The organism is Oceanobacillus indicireducens, assembly GCF_014647195.1.
In the GTDB taxonomy this organism is placed as follows: domain Bacteria; phylum Bacillota; class Bacilli; order Bacillales; family Amphibacillaceae; genus Oceanobacillus; species Oceanobacillus indicireducens.
The window spans coordinates 81,057-100,566 of the sequence record NZ_BMOS01000003.1; the positions used below are offsets into that span (position 1 = coordinate 81,057).

The 19,510-nt window shown below is 40.7% G+C and carries 18 protein-coding genes; 4 read left to right on the forward strand and 14 right to left on the reverse strand.

The genetic code is table 11. The features are described 5' to 3' along the window. Positions 1–98: 98 nt before the first annotated feature. Entirely contained in the window at positions 99–1,007 is a 909-nt protein-coding gene (gene metA / locus IEX94_RS03125) for a homoserine O-acetyltransferase MetA (protein ID WP_188855982.1), read from the reverse strand. Positions 1,008–1,203: 196 nt separating this feature from the next. Between metA and IEX94_RS03130 the strand changes: the two genes are divergently transcribed. Then, complete coding sequence (locus tag IEX94_RS03130) at positions 1,204–1,728, forward strand: Gmad2 immunoglobulin-like domain-containing protein (protein ID WP_188855983.1); 525 nt, start codon at positions 1,204–1,206, stop codon at positions 1,726–1,728. A 62-nt stretch (positions 1,729–1,790) separates the two neighbouring features. Next, positions 1,791–2,729, forward strand: coding sequence for a DMT family transporter (locus tag IEX94_RS03135; protein WP_156854856.1), 939 nt, complete (start codon positions 1,791–1,793; stop codon positions 2,727–2,729). A 365-nt stretch (positions 2,730–3,094) separates the two neighbouring features. On the opposite strand, the gene IEX94_RS03140 is transcribed toward IEX94_RS03135, so the two are convergent. Then, the gene (locus IEX94_RS03140; RefSeq protein ID WP_188856079.1) at positions 3,095–3,826 is read right to left on the reverse strand and encodes an MBL fold metallo-hydrolase; all 732 of its coding nucleotides are present in this window, start codon (positions 3,824–3,826) and stop codon (positions 3,095–3,097) included. Positions 3,827–3,994: 168 nt separating this feature from the next. Between IEX94_RS03140 and IEX94_RS03145 the strand changes: the two genes are divergently transcribed. Further along, entirely contained in the window at positions 3,995–5,464 is a 1,470-nt protein-coding gene (locus IEX94_RS03145; protein ID WP_188855984.1) for a glycine betaine uptake BCCT transporter, read from the forward strand. A gap of 135 nt (positions 5,465–5,599) precedes the next feature. Here IEX94_RS03145 and IEX94_RS03150 read toward each other — a convergent pair whose 3' ends face one another. The 8 genes from IEX94_RS03150 to moaA form a co-directional block, all read right to left on the reverse strand. Beyond that, positions 5,600–6,556: an acetamidase/formamidase family protein gene (locus IEX94_RS03150; RefSeq protein WP_188855985.1), complete on the reverse strand. Its 957-nt coding sequence runs from the start codon at positions 6,554–6,556 to the stop codon at positions 5,600–5,602. 36 nt (positions 6,557–6,592) lie between these two features. Beyond that, entirely contained in the window at positions 6,593–7,801 is a 1,209-nt protein-coding gene (locus IEX94_RS03155) for a DUF4317 domain-containing protein (protein WP_188855986.1), read from the reverse strand. A 116-nt stretch (positions 7,802–7,917) separates the two neighbouring features. Continuing rightward, positions 7,918–8,118: a hypothetical protein gene (locus IEX94_RS03160; protein WP_156854864.1), complete on the reverse strand. Its 201-nt coding sequence runs from the start codon at positions 8,116–8,118 to the stop codon at positions 7,918–7,920. Positions 8,119–8,211: 93 nt separating this feature from the next. After that, positions 8,212–9,606: an NAD-dependent succinate-semialdehyde dehydrogenase gene (locus IEX94_RS03165; protein ID WP_188855987.1), complete on the reverse strand. Its 1,395-nt coding sequence runs from the start codon at positions 9,604–9,606 to the stop codon at positions 8,212–8,214. A gap of 74 nt (positions 9,607–9,680) precedes the next feature. After that, positions 9,681–10,139: a molybdenum cofactor biosynthesis protein MoaE gene (locus IEX94_RS03170; RefSeq protein WP_373290791.1), complete on the reverse strand. Its 459-nt coding sequence runs from the start codon at positions 10,137–10,139 to the stop codon at positions 9,681–9,683. Positions 10,140–10,147: 8 nt separating this feature from the next. Next, positions 10,148–11,425: a molybdopterin molybdotransferase MoeA gene (locus IEX94_RS03175; RefSeq protein WP_188855989.1), complete on the reverse strand. Its 1,278-nt coding sequence runs from the start codon at positions 11,423–11,425 to the stop codon at positions 10,148–10,150. Between the two features lie 11 nt (positions 11,426–11,436). Continuing rightward, positions 11,437–12,447, reverse strand: coding sequence for a MoeB/ThiF family adenylyltransferase (locus IEX94_RS03180; protein WP_188856080.1), 1,011 nt, complete (start codon positions 12,445–12,447; stop codon positions 11,437–11,439). Positions 12,448–12,480: 33 nt separating this feature from the next. Further along, positions 12,481–13,491, reverse strand: a complete 1,011-nt coding sequence (gene moaA, locus IEX94_RS03185) for a GTP 3',8-cyclase MoaA (protein ID WP_188855990.1) — start codon at positions 13,489–13,491, stop codon at positions 12,481–12,483. A gap of 537 nt (positions 13,492–14,028) precedes the next feature. Here moaA and IEX94_RS03190 point away from each other — a divergent pair. Next, positions 14,029–15,246 (forward strand): dicarboxylate/amino acid:cation symporter, encoded by a 1,218-nt coding sequence (locus IEX94_RS03190; RefSeq protein WP_188855991.1) that lies wholly within the window; start codon positions 14,029–14,031, stop codon positions 15,244–15,246. A gap of 66 nt (positions 15,247–15,312) precedes the next feature. Here the strand turns inward: IEX94_RS03190 and IEX94_RS03195 are convergent, their stop codons facing one another. The 4 genes from IEX94_RS03195 to pflA all read right to left on the reverse strand — a co-directional run bounded on the left by IEX94_RS03195 (position 15,313) and on the right by pflA (position 19,497). Continuing rightward, on the reverse strand, positions 15,313–16,353 hold the full coding sequence (locus IEX94_RS03195; protein WP_188855992.1) for an SEC-C domain-containing protein: 1,041 nt from the start codon (positions 16,351–16,353) through the stop codon (positions 15,313–15,315). A gap of 135 nt (positions 16,354–16,488) precedes the next feature. Beyond that, on the reverse strand, positions 16,489–16,617 hold the full coding sequence (locus IEX94_RS19965; protein ID WP_268239573.1) for a hypothetical protein: 129 nt from the start codon (positions 16,615–16,617) through the stop codon (positions 16,489–16,491). 583 nt (positions 16,618–17,200) lie between these two features. Then, positions 17,201–18,643, reverse strand: a complete 1,443-nt coding sequence (locus IEX94_RS03200) for an SLC13 family permease (protein WP_188855993.1) — start codon at positions 18,641–18,643, stop codon at positions 17,201–17,203. 128 nt (positions 18,644–18,771) lie between these two features. Continuing rightward, entirely contained in the window at positions 18,772–19,497 is a 726-nt protein-coding gene (gene pflA / locus IEX94_RS03205; RefSeq protein ID WP_188855994.1) for a pyruvate formate-lyase-activating protein, read from the reverse strand. Positions 19,498–19,510 lie beyond the last annotated feature (13 nt).

Below are 19,510 nucleotides of genomic sequence, written 5' to 3' on the forward strand. Positions count from 1 at the left end.
TTAGCATTTTGGTTTTCCCTCTTGTTTAGAGGTGGAGGTATTACAGACCGTTGATACGTGATAAATACTTGCGCCTTTGTTTTTTATAAGCTAAGGAGTCAATTCCAATGGTACGGTGTTTCCTGATACACATAGTAATTCAGCCAATTCGAAAATAATAAATGTGTGTGGGAGCGCCATGAATTAGGCGGAGTCTTCTCCGGATCGTCATTAGGGAAATAATTCACGGGAACCGCGATGTCGAGCCCCTTTTTCACATCCCGTTCGTATTCATCACGAAGTGTCGTAGCATCATATTCAAGATGGCCTGTAATCATAATATTTTTCCGATCATTTGAAAGAATGATGAATGGAGAGTTTTCATCTGTCTTCGATAACAGCGTAAGTTCCGGGTGCTTTTCAATTGCTTCCGCGCTAACCGTTGTATGTCTTGAATGTGGTGCTAAAAAATGATCATTAAAACCCTGAACGAGTTTCTCAGTAGGCAGGGAAATATCATGATTAAAAACGCCAAAGTATTTCTCCGGCAAGGATTTCTTCTTGATTCCATAATGATGATAAAGTGCTGCTTGAGCTCCCCAGCATATGTATAGATTGGACGTTACATTCTCTACCGACCAATCCATAACCTCCTGTAATTCCCGCCAATAACTCACTTCTTCAAACTCCAGATGTTCAATCGGCGCACCAGTAATAATAAGGCCATCGAACTTACGGGATTTCACCATATCAAATGTTGTATAAAACGTATCAAGATGATAATTGCTGACATTTTTTGATTGGTACGTTGCTGTCCGTAAGAAATTGATATTCACTTGTAATGGTGTATTTCCCAATAAACGTAATAATTGCAGTTCGGTCTTTTCCTTTTCGGGCATTAGATTCAAAATCAAAATATTTAATGGACGGATATCCTGTGTACGGGCCCTGTCTTCATCCATTACAAAAATCTTTTCTTTCTTCAATGTTTCTCTTGCTGGTAATTCTCTCGGTATATTAATTGGCAATCCACGCATCTCCCCTCTGAATAAAGTTTCATTTTATATAATACCAATCATTATAAATATTAAGTCATGAAACAGCAAGTTCTTGAAACCATAATTCGCCTAAATGGAATCGGTTTCCAAGTGCCTTGCTTTCAGGTTGCTGTTTAATGTTATATAATCAAGATACAACAAGTCATATCTTCGGAGGGTAGAAGCAATGAAAAAGTTCAGAATAATTTTCTTTGCAATCATTCTTTCCGGGTTGATTTCCCTGAGTGCTTGTGGAACAAATGGGAATGATCCGGATACAGAACAGCAAGACGAACCGGAACAGGGAGATGTCTCAGAAAAGGAAGCAACAGATGACGAGTCAGCAGAGGATGAAAAAGCGGTCGAAGAGGACACGACTGAGGAAATGGGAGAAGAAATCGTCGCAGAAAATGATGCTTTTAAAGTTTTCGAACCTGCACCCGACAGTGTTGTCGATAACGAGATTACTGTCCGCGGAGAAGCCCGCGTATTCGAGGCAACTGTTTCCTATGAATTTGAAGACGGCCATAACATCCTTGATAAGGGAACTGTTACGGCAAGCCAAGGGGCTCCAGAATGGGGCGAGTTTGAAATTAAAATTTCATTCGATGAAGTTACGAATGACACTGGAATGATCGTTCTTTTTGAAGAGAGTGCCAAAGACGGTTCCAGACAAAACGAATTGATCATCCCAGTAAAAGTTGAAGATTAATAAGAACGGGTCAATTAGATACTGTCTAATTGGCCCTAATTTTCGGATTAGAGGTTTTATAGATGCAAAGATTGTTAAAGAATAAATGGTCCGTCGTGGCCATTGCTGTATTTTGTTCATTATTATGGGGAAGTGCCTTTCCATTACTTAAAATAAGTTATGAAGAATTCCAAATTGGTTCAGAAGATGTGATTGCAAAAATTGTGTTTGCTGGACTGAGATTTCTGCTCGCTGGGCTTATCGTACTTGGCTTTCTAATGATTAGTAACATCAAACAGTTATTCATTACTAAAAAACAATTAATGATCTTGCTCGTACTCGGAATTGTCCAGACCGCATTGCAATATTTCTTCTTTTATAATGGACTAGCCAATGTTACGGGTATGCAAGGAGCAATTCTAAACTCAAGCGGAACATTCTTCACCGTCCTGTTGGCACATTATTTTTATGTAAACGACAAGATGACAATCCAAAAAGCAATCGGACTCCTCGCAGGATTTGGAGGAATCATTATCGCGAACTGGGGACAAGGTTTTTCCTACCAATTCACATTCACTGGTGAAGGATTTATGATTCTATCTGGTGTAACCAGTGCGGTTGCAACGATTATGGCGAAGGAACTTGCTAAAGGGATCCATCCATTTGCGATTACAGGCTGGCAGTTCACTTTAGGGGCAATCGTGCTATTAATCATCGGCTTACCACAGCTTGGAGAAAACGCGATTGTTTTCACCACATTTGGCTGGGGATTATTTATTTATTCGGCTTTACTTTCTTCCGTTGCTTTTGCTCTCTGGTACTCCCTATTAAAATATAACCCTGCTGGAGAAATCACAATGTACAAATTCATTGTCCCAGTCTCGGGGTCTATTTTATCAACGCTCTTTATTCCAGGAGAAAATATTACGCCGGCAATACTATTCGCGCTTGCCTTGGTTGCACTTGGGATCATTATCGTAAATATGAGACCACAAAATCAAAAGGAATGGTCGAGGGAATAAGAAACCAATATGGAGGGGTTAATGCGAGTCGTCATGGAGGAGGTCTATCGCTTTCTTCGGGAAGGGAGCATTCGTAATTAATAGAACCTCTCCATGGCGTTTTATATTGGAGGGAAGTGTCCCTCAACCAATCTCTTAAGTCCAAAGATAATAAATATTCATTAATCCGTCAAAAAGCAATTTTTGATTTTTCTTCTGTTTTTATGTCGAGAAAGGTCGATTCACTTGCAAATAACTCAATTTTTTTAGCGGAATTCGTCGAAGTGTGTCGATAATCCGATTTAAAATTTAAAATCTCCACTTTTTTACTTTTCCTCAAGAAAATAATTGAATTTCATACTTTTCCCAAAGCTATTCATATTTTTCTAAATGGTAATTACCATACCGGGCTGCGCTAATTCAACAGCTGCAGCTCCTGTTTTTTCTGCACTCTCTACCAGCTTCTGAATATTTCCGTAATGTGGCAAGTGGGTTAATAATGTCTTGTGCGCTCCTGCTTTTTTTGCAAGCATCCCAGCTTCCCTCGCATTCATATGGCCTGAGTTTTTCCCATCCATTCCTTCATACAGACTGCATTCTGCAATTAATAAATCCGCTCCTTTTGCAAAGTCTACAAGTCCCTTCGTAAAACTTGTATCCGCAGTATATACGAATCTTTTCTTTCCATTCGATATTTTCATCGCATATGTTTCTACCGGGTGAATCGTTTTTAAGAAATTTAGTTGAAACGGCCCAATATGTAGCTCGCTCTCTTCATCAATTGCTTGGAATTCCGTATAGGGAACCGATGTAAACTCCTGTTCTTTCATCTCGTCTTGAGGTCCATAAATTGTAAGGGATTCATCAACCCTACCAAGCTGAGTATTTACCAGACGGGAAAACAGATAAGCACCGACATCACTTGCATGATCATAGTGGTAATGGGATAATAGAACGTCATTAATCTCATTTAAATCTATGAATTCCTGCAGTTTAACAAGTACTCCACTTCCGCAATCAATTAGCATTGAAAAACCATCTTGTTCAACTAGATAGCCTGAGCACGGCCCATCCTTTTTAGGATAGCCTCCCCACATTCCAATTACTGTAATCTTCATCTCCATCATCTCCCCACCTTATTATACCCTGTTTTCCTTTCTGGATTGAAGTTGTTATTTTACTTTTTTTCCCTAAACGATGTAAAAAAACGTAATTCGGGTTTCAATTTATTTTATTATGGGTATAATAGAACGCGTATGTTTTATACTTGTTTTAAGGGAGGACCTATGAAGAAAGTTTCAAAAGTGTTTTACATAGCACTACCAATTGTAGTTATTATGGTTATTTTGGGAGCAGTGTTCCCTACTGAATTTGAAAATTTAACGAGTCGGATTAAAGTATTTGTTTCCACCACTTTTGGGTGGTATTATATGTTGCTCATGTCCGCCATGGTCATAGTAGCAATAATGATTGCTTTCAGCCGATTTGGGAAAATTCGCCTTGGAAAAGATCACGATAAGCCCGACTTTTCCACAGTTACATGGATTGGAATGCTATTCTCTGCCGGAATGGGGATCGGTCTTGTTTTCTACGGGGCAGCTGAGCCATTATTTCATTATATTGTTGACGCTCCGAACGCAGAGGTAGGGTCAAGTGCAGCTTTCAAAGATGCCCTTGTCTATTCTTATTTCCATTGGGGACTCCATATCTGGGCGATGTATGGAGTCGTTGCTTTATCCCTTGCCTTTTTCCAGTTCAGAAAGGGCGAGCCTGGTTTAATTTCATCAACATTAAAACCGCTCTTTGGCGACAAGATGAATGGGCCATTCGGAACGTTTGTTGATGTGTTGTCTGTATTTGCAACAGTGTTCGGAGTCGCAACTTCTCTTGGTTTCGGTGCTGTTCAAATAAACGGTGGATTATCACATTTATTCGGTATTGAAGTAGGATTTGTCCCGCAAACAATAATTGTTATCGTTGTGACTGGACTCTTTATTATGTCTGCTTGGTCAGGACTAAGCCGAGGAATAAAATATTTATCTAATACAAATATTGTGTTAGCAGTTATTCTGTTAATAATTGTTATTGCGATTGGACCGACCGTTCTCATTATGAATATGTTTACGGAAACTCTCGGATTATATGTTCAAAATCTAATTGGAATGAGCTTTAAAACTGCACCTCTTTCGGGCGACAACCGTGCTTGGCTTGATAGCTGGACAATATTTTACTGGGCGTGGTGGTTATCCTGGGCACCCTTTGTCGGAATGTTTATTGCTCGAGTATCCCGTGGACGCACTATCCGCGAATTTATTGTCGGCGTGATGATTGCTCCTACTCTCTTTATCGCGATCTGGTATGCAGCATTCGGTACGACAGCCGGGAGTATCCAGGACTCTGGATTCGACTTGTCCAATTTCGCAACAGAGCTCGTATTATTTAATATGTTCGATCAATTGCCGTTGTCAACGATTCTTTCTATTATAGCGATTATTTTAATTGCTTCATTCTTTATAACATCTGCGGATTCAGCTACGTTTGTACTTGGCATGCAGACAACGAGAGGATCGCTAACACCGCCTAATACCGTTAAAGTTGCTTGGGGAATTGCTCAATCTGCAGTTGCAGTCATTCTCCTTTATGTAGGAGGCCTCACCGCTTTGCAAAATACAATCATCATCGCGGCACTGCCCTTCTCCTTCATCATGATCCTAATGATATTCGCATTGTATAAAGCGTTGAAAAAGGAAGTATAGCGAAAAATAAAGCTGGTTCAGTGGAGATAATCCATTGAACTGGCTTTTTTATTTCCGATCGCCCTTGGATTTTTGCTATTTTAATGAAATAAGTCAACGAGAGATATTCTCTCGGCGACTTATTTTTCATGTTCATTATTTGAATATAGCATTTGGGAGGAAAGCGGAAACAAGCATGTTCGGTGCATTGACGATTTCACTTATACGTAAGTCAACTGCTAGACTGCATAGCATATATGCTTCTTCAGCTTTCATGCCGTATGTGTCCATGAGATGTTCAATCATATATTTTATTGCTTTTCTGGATGCTTCCATTAAATCTGGACCAAATCCGGTCGTTACATAGTATCCATGGCTGTCCGCCTCAGGAGTTGGAGGTCCAGGAATTTCATAACGCGGCTCGGCGATTGTCTTACCCTTATGTAGTTTAAACCGTACAGTCGCTTCCATCGAGGCTTCAATCGCTGTACCGCAAACTTCGCCATCCCCTTGCGCAGCATGTGTATCACCGATGGAGAACAAGGCACCTTCCACCCACACCGGTAAGTATAATTTGGTCCCTCGGGTCATATGGCGAATGTCGATATTCCCGCCATTTTGCCGAGGTGGAACGACACCAAAATTCCCTTCTTCCGGCAGGGCTACACCGATTGTTCCTGGGAAGGGTTTGATAAACAAATCGATTCCATGTAGAAATTCGGTCGTATTCGGTTTTGTGAGATCGAATGTCTTAATATGGGGTTCCTCGAAATCATCCGCTAATAGACCAAAACCAGGAATAATCGCTGTCCAACCCCAATCGAGTTGCTGGAAATTGATCATTTCAACTTCAAGCGTATCCCCCGGTTCCGCATCTTTAATATAAATCGGGCCAGCGACCGGATTTACTTTGGAAAAGTCCAGGGAAGCAACATCTTCCTTCGTCGAACGCTTCGTAAATTGTCCGCCGGAAGCTTCACTAATTTCAAATGTAATCGTCTGTCCAGAATCGACTTCAGCAATCGGCGGTATATCTTTGTCCCAGCCAATATGCATATGCGTTTGGAAATCATGAATTGTCATATGTGTATGTTGGTGCCTGTGTATACTCATCTTTTCTCCTCCTTGGAATATTTTTATTTATTTAAACTATAACACAATTGATTCATCTGAGTCCTTTCCCGGCTCACTCTTACCTAAATCTTCCTCGATGATTTCAAACCCTTCAATCACCGTATTTTCTTCTAGTTCAATGACAAGACAAAGTTTCCCGTCAAGTCGCATCTGGCGAATGTACCGTAATTCACTTGGGCTCACCTTCAAATCAGCAGCTTTCGTTTTGATTTTAATTGATTTAGAATCATATTTCGGTACAACATTCGTTGCCTTTAATTCGAACTTCTCATCGTTGATTACCTTTTTAAAGGCTTCCTCTACAGCTTCCGGTTGTACATTTTCTATACCGCTGCTGCTTAAAACACTTTCCATATCTCGGTAATCAAGCTTCGGTGTATCATCCGGGTCCGTCTCTTCAATCACCTGCTGGATCTCATCATACACATTTGCAAGTGTCGCTGTTGTAAACTGTTCTCCAGCAACGTCTTTAACAATCTCTTCAAACACAATCTTATCTTCCTCAGCGGTCATCATCTCTTCCGCGTTCAGCACGTCTTCAATAAAAGCAAAATCCAATTCCTTTGATTTACCAGTCGAATAAAGGACATGATTCACATCTGAAACGCCATCCGTAAAACATGGGAACAAAAACCCACCTATAGGGGCATTCAAATCAATAATTGGATTGACTTCAATATTGTATTTGAATTCTTTTTCCACATAATCAAACGCCAATTCTTTCCTTGGCTCCTGAGTCGTATTTATCGTACACATAATAAAGAAATGGGAATAGACTTTATCTCGTTCATTCTCCTCGGTTTCTTCACTGCTCGGTTTTACCGTCTTCAAATATTCACCCTTTGTGAATGTAACGATAATATCTTCCTCATACTGCTTTACTTCCAACATCTTCTCTACAATCTGCAGCATACGATCTCTCCATGTTTCACTATGTTCAGTCAGCACGCCTTGATGGAGAAGCAACTGGGTACTGTTTTCCGCTTCGTGAGCGAATCTTAATTCAAACAGCTTCCGATCGAGTTGGCCTGCAAGTACTTTCTTAAAATTGTTCATAAACAATTCTTGTTGCTCTCTCTCTAACATTTCAAATGGTGTGCTCTCCTGATGATAGATTTCACTTGAATCTTTCATAATATATACGTTAAATACTTCATTTATTTTCAATAAATCATTTTCCGGCTTTAACTGCCTGCGAAAACTAGCAATATCCTTTTTATTCACGTAAACACTCCTTATCTAATAATCTAATCTTAACTCATTCATTATACTACAAAAAAGGACGTCAAGGAGAATCCTCAGAACGTCCTTATTTTTAGATATAATAATATATTTTCTCTTTAGCTACCTGCCTGTCCTCTCACTAAACTAGTTAACGTATTAACAATTATCGTTGCTGCAAAGACTACCACTGCAATTGCTCCTATAATGAAAAAGACTGTCCCTAAGGTTGAATATTCTTCCGGGATGAGGTAGCTTAAACCGATAAACGCAAATCCGGAAGCAATTGCAGCAAGCAGCCAGCTTAATTTTTCAACCATGGTATCCCTCCTTCTCTTCTACAATATGCAACAGGAATTCTGATTGTCCGTGTGCATATTAGAAGAAAGGAACGGAGCACTTTCCCTGTCCTTTTACTCTAAACCACCAATGGATAAATATTTTGTTTCCAAATATGGTTCAATTCCTTCAAGTCCGCCTTCTTTTCCGATTCCGCTTTCCTTTAAACCACCGAACGGAGCGTGTGCAGCAGACGGGGCACCATCATTCCAACCAATGACACCAAAGGTTAGATGTTCATGTAAATACGTACCTGTCCGGTAATCATTTGTAAAGAAGTATGCAGCTAAACCGAATGGTGTGTTATTTGCGATATCAATCGCTTCTTCCACCGTATCAAACACAGTAATTGGAAGCACGGGGCCAAAAGTTTCCTCCTGCATGATATCCATTTCGCCAGTTACTTGTTTAAGAACGGTAGGATAGATGAAGTAATAGCCTTTATCATCATCTTTATCGAATTCATTCCCTGTAAGTACTTCAGCACCTTTTTGAACGGCATCATCGATTTGACTGACAACTTTTCTAAAGCCGTCCCCATTGATGACCGGGCCGATTTGAGTATCTTCTTCCAGTCCGTTTCCAACTTTTAATTTTGCTACTTCCCTTACAAGTCTGTCAGCGAATTCGTCTACAATTTCTTTTGCAACGAGGACTCGGTTTGCACAAATACAAGTTTGGCCTGCGTTACGGAACTTAGATGCAATAGTTTGTGGAACTGCGATGTCAAGGTCGGCATCTTTCGTGATGATGAGTGGGGCATGCCCACCAAGTTCCATCGATACGTGTTTTACCGAATCGGCACTTTGTTTAATTAACTGTTTTCCAACTGGAGTTGAACCGGTAAATGTAATTTTTCTCACGAGTGGACTATCTGTGAAAATCTCACCGACCGTTCTCCCTGAACCATTGACATATTGGACCACATCTTCTGGAATTCCTGCTTCATATGCTAGTTCAATCAGCTTAATCGTTGTAAGTGGAGTTTCACTTGCCGGTTTTACGATAAATGTACAGCCCGCAGCAAGTGCCGGTGCAGCTTTTCTCGTCATCATTGCTGCAGGGAAGTTCCAAGGTGTAATTGCTGCAACCACTCCTATTGGCTGGCGGGTCACGAGGATACGCTTAGACTCGGTATTCGCTGGAACGGTTCTCCCGTAAATCCGTTTTGCTTCTTCTGCAAACCAATCAATATAGCTTGTTGCATATTCAACTTCTCCAAGAGACTCAGAAAGCGGCTTCCCACTCTCAAGAGTCATCACGCGGGCAATTTCTTCCTTCTGCTCTAATACCTTTTCAGACCATTTCCGCAGCAGACGCGCACGTTCATGGGCATTCACTTTCTTCCACTTATTGAACCCATCTGCAACCTTTTCAAGTTTCGCCTGAATATCTTCCTCTGTGTCGACCGTTACCTCTTCTACTAATTCACCTGTAGCTGGATTCAATACTTTTATATTTTCTGTCATGTTTCATCATCCCCTTCCATATTAATAGATCCAAAATTGAATTCCCCTTCTACGTACCGATTAAACATATGAAACTACTGCTTCCCACTCTCCTCTGGTGCGCCAGTTGGATAGACTTGTGTTTCCAACTGGTTACCAATCCATGTCTCCCCATCTTCCCAATGCTCCTTTTTCCAAATCGGGACAATCTGCTTAATGCGCTCAATAACATATTCATTTGCTTCATAAGCGGCCTTGCGATGAGGGGATGAGACAGCGATACATACAGCAGTCTCCGATATATCCAGACGCCCGATTCTATGGGTGACTGCGACTTCTGTTTCTGGCCATTTTCCCTTTACTTCATCTCCTATTTCAGCAAGCTTCTTCTCGGCCATCGCTACGTAAGCATCGTATTTAAGATAAATTGTTTTCCTGCCCCGAGTCCATTCCCTCGCAATCCCGAGAAAGGTAGTGATTGCCCCAGCTTCTCTGCGTATCACCTTCTGAATTACAGCCTCCGTATCGATTGGCTCTTTTACAATTTCATACATTTTCTCTGTCACACAAGTTCTCCCCCTTTCAACCAATCTCCCCATGTAACTCCAGACTGCTCCTCCAGGGAAATCACTGTTTTCTGTTCACCTTTTTCATAGCCTTCTTTATTTCCAGGGAGCACAATAAGTATATTTGCTTCAGCTAAGGAAGTAACGATATTCGGTTTATCAAGGCCAACAGGAACTGCAATTACTTTCCCATTTTCATATACGAGCTTCCCCCGGACGAATCGATGAAATGGATTAGCGTTCGGAAAGTCGGCACCAAGCTCTGCCCTTAGCCTTTTCAAATAGGGCTTCTCCATATGCAAAAAGCGCCGGATTACAGGCCTTGCGTACATTTCAAAGCCGACATAACAGGAGGATGGATTGCCTGATAAACCGAAAAATAGTTTGCCATCAACCTCTGCTACCGTTGTAACAGAGCCGGGACGCATTTTAATTTTATTAAACAATACATTCGCATTTAATCTCTTTAAAATATCCGGGATATAATCATAATCGCCGACAGATACACCGCCCGTTGTAAGCAATATATCTATCTTTTCCAGCGCAGCAACAACTTGGTCATAGCAAACTTCGAGCTCATCCGCAAACTGGCCGAGGGAAACGGGGATGCCACCAGCCCGCTCAATTTGCCCGATTAACATGTAAGAATTACTGTCCCTTATTTTGCCTGGTTCTAGTGCTGCATTCACTGATAGAAGCTCACTACCAGTAGAAATGATTCCTACTATCGGTTGCTTAACGACAGGAACTTCGCTGTAACCAAAGGTCGCGAGCAGCGCCATAATTCCTGGATTTATGTATGTCCCCTTTTGAACAAGCACTTCGCCTTTTTTCGTATCTTCACCTGTTTTTGTAATATTTTCAAACGATGTTAGTTTTCTAGTAAACTCGATAAATGTCTTTCCATCCTGCCTCTTTTCCTCTACATGCTCCAGCATAATAACCGCATCGCATTCGGCTGGAATCTCTGCTCCTGTCATAATACGGACGGCTTCATTTTCCCGGACAGTCCCTTCGAATATACTACCAGCACCTATTTCACCAACCACTTCCAGTTTACTAAGACCATTTCCAGTATCGTTTGCCCGAACAGCAAATCCGTCATATCGAGTTCGATCAAAGGGAGGGACAGCATGATCACTTATCAAATCTTCCGCGAGAAAAAAACCGTGGCTCTCTTCAAGAGGAATTGACGTCTTCTCCCCTTTTACCGCGTGTTGCATGACCCTTCGAATTGCATCGTCCACCTCAATAGGTGTACGTATTTCTACCATTAAATAACCTCCTAACCGACAAGCTGGTAATAAATTTTCCTAGCCTGTTCAACTGAATCGGTCCCATGAATGAAAGTCCGACCATCTTTAAAAATAACAATCCGTAAATCATCATATTGAAGGGATAGTAAAAAGTCATTCACATTAACTTGACCAAGCCTTCCCAGCTTCCTTGCAAGATCTGGTAAAATAACTTCACGCTTCGCCCTAATTTGTACAGTATTTCTGCCGCAGAGGACTTCTGTTTTTGTTCTTTCATCATAACTTAACGCTGGATACGCCGGAGTTGTACCACATGTTGGACAATCTGCTTTTTTTGCTCGGTCAACCTTAATCGTCTGATATTGATTGGACCAGAGATCAAACATGACAAGTTCGGTTCTTAAAGCCTCTTCATCTTCTACGAGCAGTTTTAATGCTTCTGCAGATTGGTGGGCAACAACCATTTGTACTGCCGGAGCAATGATTCCAACTGAATCGCATGTCGCGCCAGTCATCGTCGTTGTATCTAAAATGCAAGCTAAGCATGGTGTTTCACCAGGTAAAATCGTATAGCTCATCCCTGTACTACCGACGACAGAACCGAATATCCATGGGAGCTTGTATTTATGAATCAGGTCATTCATAATGAAGCGAATGTCGAAGTTATCAGTCGCATCAATTACAAGATCCGCTCCCTCAAGCAGTGGTGCAAAGTCCTCTCCAGTAACATCAAGAATATGTTCTGCAATTTCCACCTCCGGATTAATCGCTTTCAACCTTTCTTTTGCTGCCACCACTTTAGGTATTTGATTTTTCGCATCCTTTTCCGTGAATAATTGCTGACGCTGGAGGTTACTAAGTTCCACATAGTCGCGATCAATGATTGTCAGTTTACCAATTCCAGACCGGACGAGATTCGCGGCATTAGCTGTTCCTAGGGCCCCGCAGCCAACAATGAGAACATGTTTTTGATTGATTTTTTCCTGACCGGATTCTCCAATCGGTTTAAATAAAGCTTGTCGCGAATATCGTTCATTCATCACTTCATTTCCTTTCTTTTCTCGCAATCCATTTTAACCACCGATATAAGACATTTCGATTTTTTTCTTATTTTTCGCTGTTTGTTCTGTGCGTTCATCTGAATACCGGTCTGTTCGCTTGCCCCAAATTGAAGCTATTGTTTCTTTAATTTTTCCGTCATCTGTTTCCGAGCGGACAAGATCCTTTAAGTCATACCCACTGGAAGCAAAGAGACAGGTATAAAGTTTCCCATCTGCCGCAATGCGGGCGCGGGTACAAGTCGAACAGAATGATTCAGACACAGATGTAATGAAACCGACTTCTGTATCTGTTCCTTTATAGCGGTAACGTTTCGCCACTTCGCCAAGGTAATCCGGGTCAACCGGCTCGACGTCAAAATGCTTCGTAATGTTGTCAAGGATTTCTTTTTTCGTTACGACTTTACTGAAGTCCCACCCATTCGTCGTGCCAACATCCATGAATTCAATAAATCGTAACGTAACTCCTTTTTCTTTAAAAAATTTCGACATCGGGATAATTTCCTGTTCATTCATGCCTTTCTTAACGACCATATTAACTTTCACATGCAAGCCGACTTTCAGCGCTTCATCGATTCCTTTAAGCACTCGTTCAGTACTTACTCCACTATCATTGATCGCTTGAAACGTTTCATTATCGAGGGCATCCAAGCTTACATTAATCCGTTTCAGACCTGCATTTTTAATCGTTTCCGCCTTAACCGGAAGCAGGGAGGCATTCGTCGTTAAGGCAATATCTTCAAGGCCATCAATTCCGTTTAGTTGTTCAATCAGTTGTGGGAGATCCCTTCTTAATAGCGGCTCACCGCCGGTTAATCTAATTTTATTCACGCCAAGCTCAACGAAAGCAGTCGCAAGTCTTGTGATTTCATCATTACTTAGTAATTGCTCCTTTGGTAAAAAAGCATAATCCGGACCAAATATCTCCCGTGGCATACAGTATGTGCACCGGAAATTGCAGCGGTCTGTAACAGAAATGCGTAAATCCTGAAGTGGTCTCCCGAATTTATCGGTAATATTCACCATAGACGCTCTCTCCCTTCCAATTATTATTCCTCAAGTTGCCGTTCTTTTCACTCTTATCCTTCATTATAAGCCTTTTGCTAGATAATATCGAATAGTTTGTATGATTAATAGTGATACATGTTATTTTTTTATTGAGTTGCTTATTACTTTCATTCAGCTTAAGTGGGTGCAACTTACCTTTGGAGGTCTGCAGTCCATCGGGCAACTGAACGGCGATTAGAGGTCTAGCCAAGAGAACGTGCTAAACATTTCCGCTGAATGAAAGCTGCTGTTTCGTAGAGAAGTAAAAAAACGGGTTTTCAAGGAGACTTCCTTGATTAACCCGCTTAAATTTTTACATTCAATACATACTTCTTCTAAAATCTTTTTTCTCGTACTGATTTAGTTCCCGTTCTTTTTCCAAGTATTAAATTGGATAGCATTTGAATGGCTGGTGGTGCCTCAGGGTTAATATTTCTGTTCTAACTATGTTTTAAAAGCATAAACTATAGGGAATATAATTGTAACCCATACCAATAGAAGATGAGGAGGCGGATGATGAGTCTGACGAAAAAGATTTTAATCGCCCTCGTTCTTGGTGTCATTGCAGGTATTATTTTAACGTTTATTCCTGAAAGCGCTTTCTCACTACTTGATATGTATTTATTAACCCCGGTTGGTCAAGTGTTCATCAACTTGATTATGATGCTCGTTGTTCCCATTGTCTTTGTCTCGATTGTGCTCGGTACCGCTGGTCTAGGTGAGCCGGCTAAGCTAGGTAGGATTGGAATTCAGGCGATTAGCTTTTTCCTTATTACGACTGCAATTGCTATATGTATTAGCCTTGCGCTTGCCTTTATGATCAAGCCAGGGACGGAAGGTGTCTTTGATGTAGATGCCGCAGATTACGAAGCGGCTGAAGCCCCGCCAGTTGTTGAAACAATCGTTAATATTATTCCTACGAATCCAGTGTCTGCCATGTCTTCTGGTGATATGTTGCAAATCATCGCATTTGCCATCTTCATCGGTATCGCACTTGCCTTTCTACAAGATAAAACACAAGGTATCCAACGTTTGTTCACGCAAGCCAACGACATTCTTATGTTTCTTGTTAACCTAGTTATGAAAGCAGCCCCATATGGTGCATTTGCGCTTATTACCTCGGCGATTGGCGGAGCAGGACTTGATGCAATCGGCTCAATGGGAGCATATATGGGAACTGTTATCCTTGGGTTATTTGTCCATGCTGCTGTTGTTTATAGTCTCGCCATCTGGCTGCTTGGAAAAGCAAATCCTTGGACATTTTATAAAGTATTTTTCCCGGCGATGTCAGTTGCTTTCAGTACGTCAAGTTCCAATGCAGCCTTACCAATTTCAATGAAGTCAGCTCAGGAAAACCTTGGAGTGAGCAAGAGTATAAGCAGCTTTGTTCAACCCCTTGGCGCCACAATCAATATGGATGGAACAGCCATTATGCAAGCAACAGCTGCTGTGTTTATCGCTCAAGTGTATGCGATTGATCTTGGATTCTCGGAAATCATTATGATTATTCTTACAGCAACACTGGCTAGTATTGGAACGGCTGGTGTACCAGGTGTCGGACTAATCATGCTTGCAATGGTCCTTTCGCAAATTGGGCTCCCGGTTGAAGGGATTGCTCTAATAATTGGAATCGACCGGCTACTTGATATGCTACGGACAGCAGTTAACATTACAGGTGACGCGGCATGTGCCTACATTATTTCCGAGAATGAAAAACGTAAAAAAACTGGATAAGAGAGGAATCTTCTGGGACACGGGGTCAGAGCCCTTGTCCCAGATAAATCCTCTGACTCCGTGTTGTTAAATGATTTCATTTATTTCTTCTTGTATTTTGGTTAGTTCTTTTACGATGACAGGCATCATTTTATTTATATTATTTGTGACGGTTGAAACAGCAACTTCATAATTTCTTGCAAGTTCTGTTTTTGACATATCTTCTTCATAATTAGCGTTATAAACAATGAATTCAATCGCTGCAGCAAATCCTTCAGGTTTTCTGATTGTCGGACGTACCGCTTCCGTATATAATTTCCATATTACAATCGCCATATCGAAAAAATGATCGGAAACTGCCCCTTTCATTTTCATCTGCTCTGTCACAATTTCAATAACTTCTCCGTATAGCGGATCTGCCCACTCGATAGCAAAATTATCATCCAAGTGTTCGTTCACTCTTGATTTCACTAAAATTTCCGGATAGTTTTCAATGAATTCTTCGTCCGTAAGCTGATAGATTGGATGATTGTCGTTGCACAACATTTCCGAATTCACAACTGGAGTCAGAATAAGCATATAGTCATAAGATTGGATGGAAGGAACTAATATTCCTATAAATACTTCTTCCATCTCCAGGTCTTGCTCTTTATTCAGCAACGTATATGTTTCCTTGCTTCTCCGGTCTTTAAACGTGACAGAGGTGTCTGTAATATCAATAATTTCATAGATGGATGGAACAGCTTCCTTCCAACTTTCAAATGTTTTTCTAACATTTTCATACTTTATTGCATACCTCTCTCTTCGGTAAAATTCATCAAATAGGGATTGTCCCTTGCGATAAGATTGATAAAAAATCGCCCATTCTAAAAGACCGTACTTCAAAATCTCTATTACTTCTTGATCATCTATATTATATTTGCGGGCTTCCGAAGCAGACATTTCCGACAATTCCTCTTCATATTCGTACCAGGCAAAGCTTAGAAGATCTGATTCTAATCGTTCCAATTCAAATTCATAACGACTAGTATCCATTTGAATGACCTTGGATTTGGGCGCCCCGTGACAAATTTTATATTTTTTCCCACTTCCACACGGACAAAAATCATTTCTATGTACACTTACCATGAACATCACCCCTCGTATTATATATTTCAAGAACATAAATTTGCTCTTTGATAACTAATTATTTGCGTTACCTTTAAGGAAAATCTCCAAATTTACAATTTGCTCCGAGCCATAGCTACAGCTCCTTGCCATTGACTATAACGCCCGATACTTAGTGGGCGGTGGTTCAAAGTTCTTCCCACGTTGGGATTTCACAAATTCACCATTAATGTAATGTGAGCAGTCAATCGGCTTTACTTTTGCATTATCCTTTGTTAGTTGCATGTTTAACTCCTCCATCTGTTTGTTGAGACCGGATATATTCATCCGTAAAAACAAATTGCCATTTCGGTTTATTTACTTAACATTTTAACCTATCTTTTAATCACATTATAGGGGTTGTTTATGAAAACGAAAAGCAACTAGTTCCTTTATGTGTGGAAGGAAACAAATGTGAAGAGATTTCGAACAAATTAGGAAGCAGAATAGAGGTAGTAGTTTGGATGACCTTTTCAGGGGTAAAGGTAGTCCAAATGCTGCCAATTGGGAGGTGAGAGGACATATAAACGCCCCTTCATAGACATGATTTAATGAAAGAATGGGACAAGTGTGACACCTTTTCCCTTTCTTTTATTAAAACTTCACAATTATTCTGGAGTAGACTCCTGAGGCTAGTAAATCAAAGCCTTCGTTGATTTCTTCTAGCGTGATCGTTTTTGCATGTAGTTCTACCTCAGGAAATCATTCATTTTTCACTATCATTTATAAGCAAGTATTTCGATAATTCGTTAAGTAAAAGTACATTGTATCCAATATCCAAAGTCAACTGAAAAAAGGAAGTTATTTAGGTTAAATTTCCCCCTCATTATTACGGCCAGAACCCAAGCCAGCGCCACCATGTAAACGCGACGAGCAGTGTAATAAACGTCGTTACAACTGTTGCAATAATTCCCGGCAAATAAAAATCACGTTGTTTAATCAAACCCGTTCCATGAATTACAACGTTTGGCATTGTTTCCACAACTAATATATAACCGAACAGCATCGTAACCGATGAAGCAAATGCAATGACGATTGGATCAATGCCTACTTGCAATGATAAGCCGATTAGGACGGGCATGAGCGTAACAACAGCTGTCGACACATTTGTTACCCCAAGATGATAAATTTGCGATAAAATAACGACTAAACATAAGGCAAGCCATGGGTTACTAAAGGCTTGTTGCACAATATCAGCTGTAAACAATCCCGCTAGTAAATCAATTGCTCCTGTTTCAATCAAGACGAATCCAAGAGATAATGTTGAACCGATGAGCAGCACCATATCGAAATTCACATCAATTATTTTGTTCCATTTGACAACTCCAATCCTAGGAAATGCTAGGAGTACAACCGCTAAGAGTGCCGGGATTGTCGGATGATAACCATGAAGGGCCTGTGTCATCCACAGTATCACTGTAAGCGTAAGAATGAGCAGACATTTAATTTCCTTATTGGAAAACTTACCTAACGCCGTCTGCTTCTCTTTCATCTCCTTCTGCAAATCACTAAACGAATAGTCCTCTGGTGGATAGCAAAACCAGACGATGATCGGAATAGTAATAATCAAAAGCAGCCAGATCGGCAATGCATAGATGAACCAATCTAGATAGGATAAAGACGTTCCAAGATAGGATTGCAAAATTTCAATCGTCAGGATATTTCCAATTGCAGCCGTTAAAATCGCTGTACCACTTATATTCCCTGCAAAAGCCGTCCCGATAAGCATCAGCTTACTGAAATTACTTTCCCTACCTGCACCTACTACTCGCAATATAGAAAGAACCACCGGCGTTATGAGCTGGGCTCTTACCGCTGTTGCCGGAATAAAAAAAGCCTGCACCTGCATAAGTAAAAACATCCCAGCAAAAATCCCTTTTGGCGACTTACCCCATTTTGCAAGAATCGCATAAGTAACCCGCTCCATTAAGGAGGTGGCATTGACCGCCTTTGCGATCATCATTCCAGCAATAATTAAAAAAACAGCGGATGATGCAAATCCGCTTAAAGCTGTATCAATCGTTGTCCCGTTTAAGAAAAGCAGTAATACAAGCGTAAGAACGGAAGTCATCCCAAGCGGAATTGGTTCCATTGCCCAAAGTAAAAGTCCATACGCCATGACAGAAATCGCAACACGAGCGTTCCAATCGACATGGCCGGGGATAAAATAAAGTAGTGCAAGAAACAGCAATGTCGCAATCGTAAATGTAATCGCTCGTTTAGTAAATAAAAGTTTTTTCACTGCTTGAAGCCAAGAAGTTTTTCGTTTCATTATTCATCCTACTTTTTTGAATTTTTTCACACACCTTCATCTTAAATGCTTTTGAACCGTTCGTCAAAATGAAAATAAACATCAAAAAAAGGGTCAATCAAAGCCTAAGCTTCAATTAACCCATTTTCCTAACAACCTAGTATCATTTCCGCATTTCTTACTCGTTCTTCCGTCGGTGGCTCGATTCCTTCTAATGGATAATCCATGCCAAGCGCTTCATACTTATAAACTCCAAGTTTATGGTAAGGCAGCACTTCTATTTTTTCCACATTCGGCAATGTATCGATGAAGCTTCTTAGTGCATGTAAATCTTCATCAAAATCGCTTCGTTCTGGTACGAGCACATGTCTCACCCAGACAGGGACATCTTTTTCCTTTAAATGATTGGCAAAGGCTAAAATATGTTCATTCGATAACCCGGTCAATGTTTTATGCTTCTCTGCATTGATTTGTTTCAAATCGAGTAAAACAAGATCTGTCAACTCAAGTAATTCATCTAATGTTTCTAAATAATGTGGAGAAGAACTGAATAAACCACCAGACGTATCGATTGTTGTATGAATTCCATATTTCTTCAATTCCTTAAATAAGTGAATCAAAAATTTGCATTGTAACAAGGGTTCACCGCCGCTTACTGTAACTCCCCCTCCAGAAGCTTGGAAAAAAGGGAGATAGTCGAGAATATCATCCACCAATTCTTGAACCGTCATCATTTTCCCATCACTCATTTTCCATGTATCGGGATTATGACAGAACTGGCAACGGAGCGGACAGCCCTGTGTAAAAATAATATAACGCAGTCCTGGTCCATCTACCGTTCCGAACGTTTCGACTGAATGAATTCTTCCTTGCATATTACTACCTCCC

Excerpts from the sequence above, each read along its gene's own strand:
- IEX94_RS03150 (WP_188855985.1), bottom strand. The coding sequence starts at position 6,556 with ATGAGTATACACAGGCACCAACATACACATATGACAATTCATGATTTC.
- IEX94_RS03175 (WP_188855989.1), bottom strand. The coding sequence starts at position 11,425 with ATGGTAGAAATACGTACACCTATTGAGGTGGACGATGCAATTCGAAGG.
- IEX94_RS03135 (WP_156854856.1), top strand. The coding sequence starts at position 1,791 with ATGCAAAGATTGTTAAAGAATAAATGGTCCGTCGTGGCCATTGCTGTA.
- IEX94_RS03195 (WP_188855992.1), bottom strand. The coding sequence starts at position 16,353 with ATGGTAAGTGTACATAGAAATGATTTTTGTCCGTGTGGAAGTGGGAAA.
- IEX94_RS19965 (WP_268239573.1), bottom strand. The coding sequence starts at position 16,617 with ATGCAACTAACAAAGGATAATGCAAAAGTAAAGCCGATTGACTGCTCA.
- moaA (WP_188855990.1), bottom strand. The coding sequence starts at position 13,491 with ATGGTGAATATTACCGATAAATTCGGGAGACCACTTCAGGATTTACGC.
- IEX94_RS03145 (WP_188855984.1), top strand. The coding sequence starts at position 3,995 with ATGAAGAAAGTTTCAAAAGTGTTTTACATAGCACTACCAATTGTAGTT.
- IEX94_RS03190 (WP_188855991.1), top strand. The coding sequence starts at position 14,029 with ATGAGTCTGACGAAAAAGATTTTAATCGCCCTCGTTCTTGGTGTCATT.
- IEX94_RS03170 (WP_373290791.1), bottom strand. The coding sequence starts at position 10,139 with ATGTATGAAATTGTAAAAGAGCCAATCGATACGGAGGCTGTAATTCAG.
- IEX94_RS03130 (WP_188855983.1), top strand. The coding sequence starts at position 1,204 with ATGAAAAAGTTCAGAATAATTTTCTTTGCAATCATTCTTTCCGGGTTG.
- IEX94_RS03160 (WP_156854864.1), bottom strand. The coding sequence starts at position 8,118 with ATGGTTGAAAAATTAAGCTGGCTGCTTGCTGCAATTGCTTCCGGATTT.
- pflA (WP_188855994.1), bottom strand. The coding sequence starts at position 19,497 with ATGCAAGGAAGAATTCATTCAGTCGAAACGTTCGGAACGGTAGATGGA.
- IEX94_RS03200 (WP_188855993.1), bottom strand. The coding sequence starts at position 18,643 with ATGAAACGAAAAACTTCTTGGCTTCAAGCAGTGAAAAAACTTTTATTT.
- IEX94_RS03140 (WP_188856079.1), bottom strand. The coding sequence starts at position 3,826 with ATGAAGATTACAGTAATTGGAATGTGGGGAGGCTATCCTAAAAAGGAT.
- IEX94_RS03180 (WP_188856080.1), bottom strand. The coding sequence starts at position 12,447 with ATGAATGAACGATATTCGCGACAAGCTTTATTTAAACCGATTGGAGAA.
- IEX94_RS03165 (WP_188855987.1), bottom strand. The coding sequence starts at position 9,606 with ATGACAGAAAATATAAAAGTATTGAATCCAGCTACAGGTGAATTAGTA.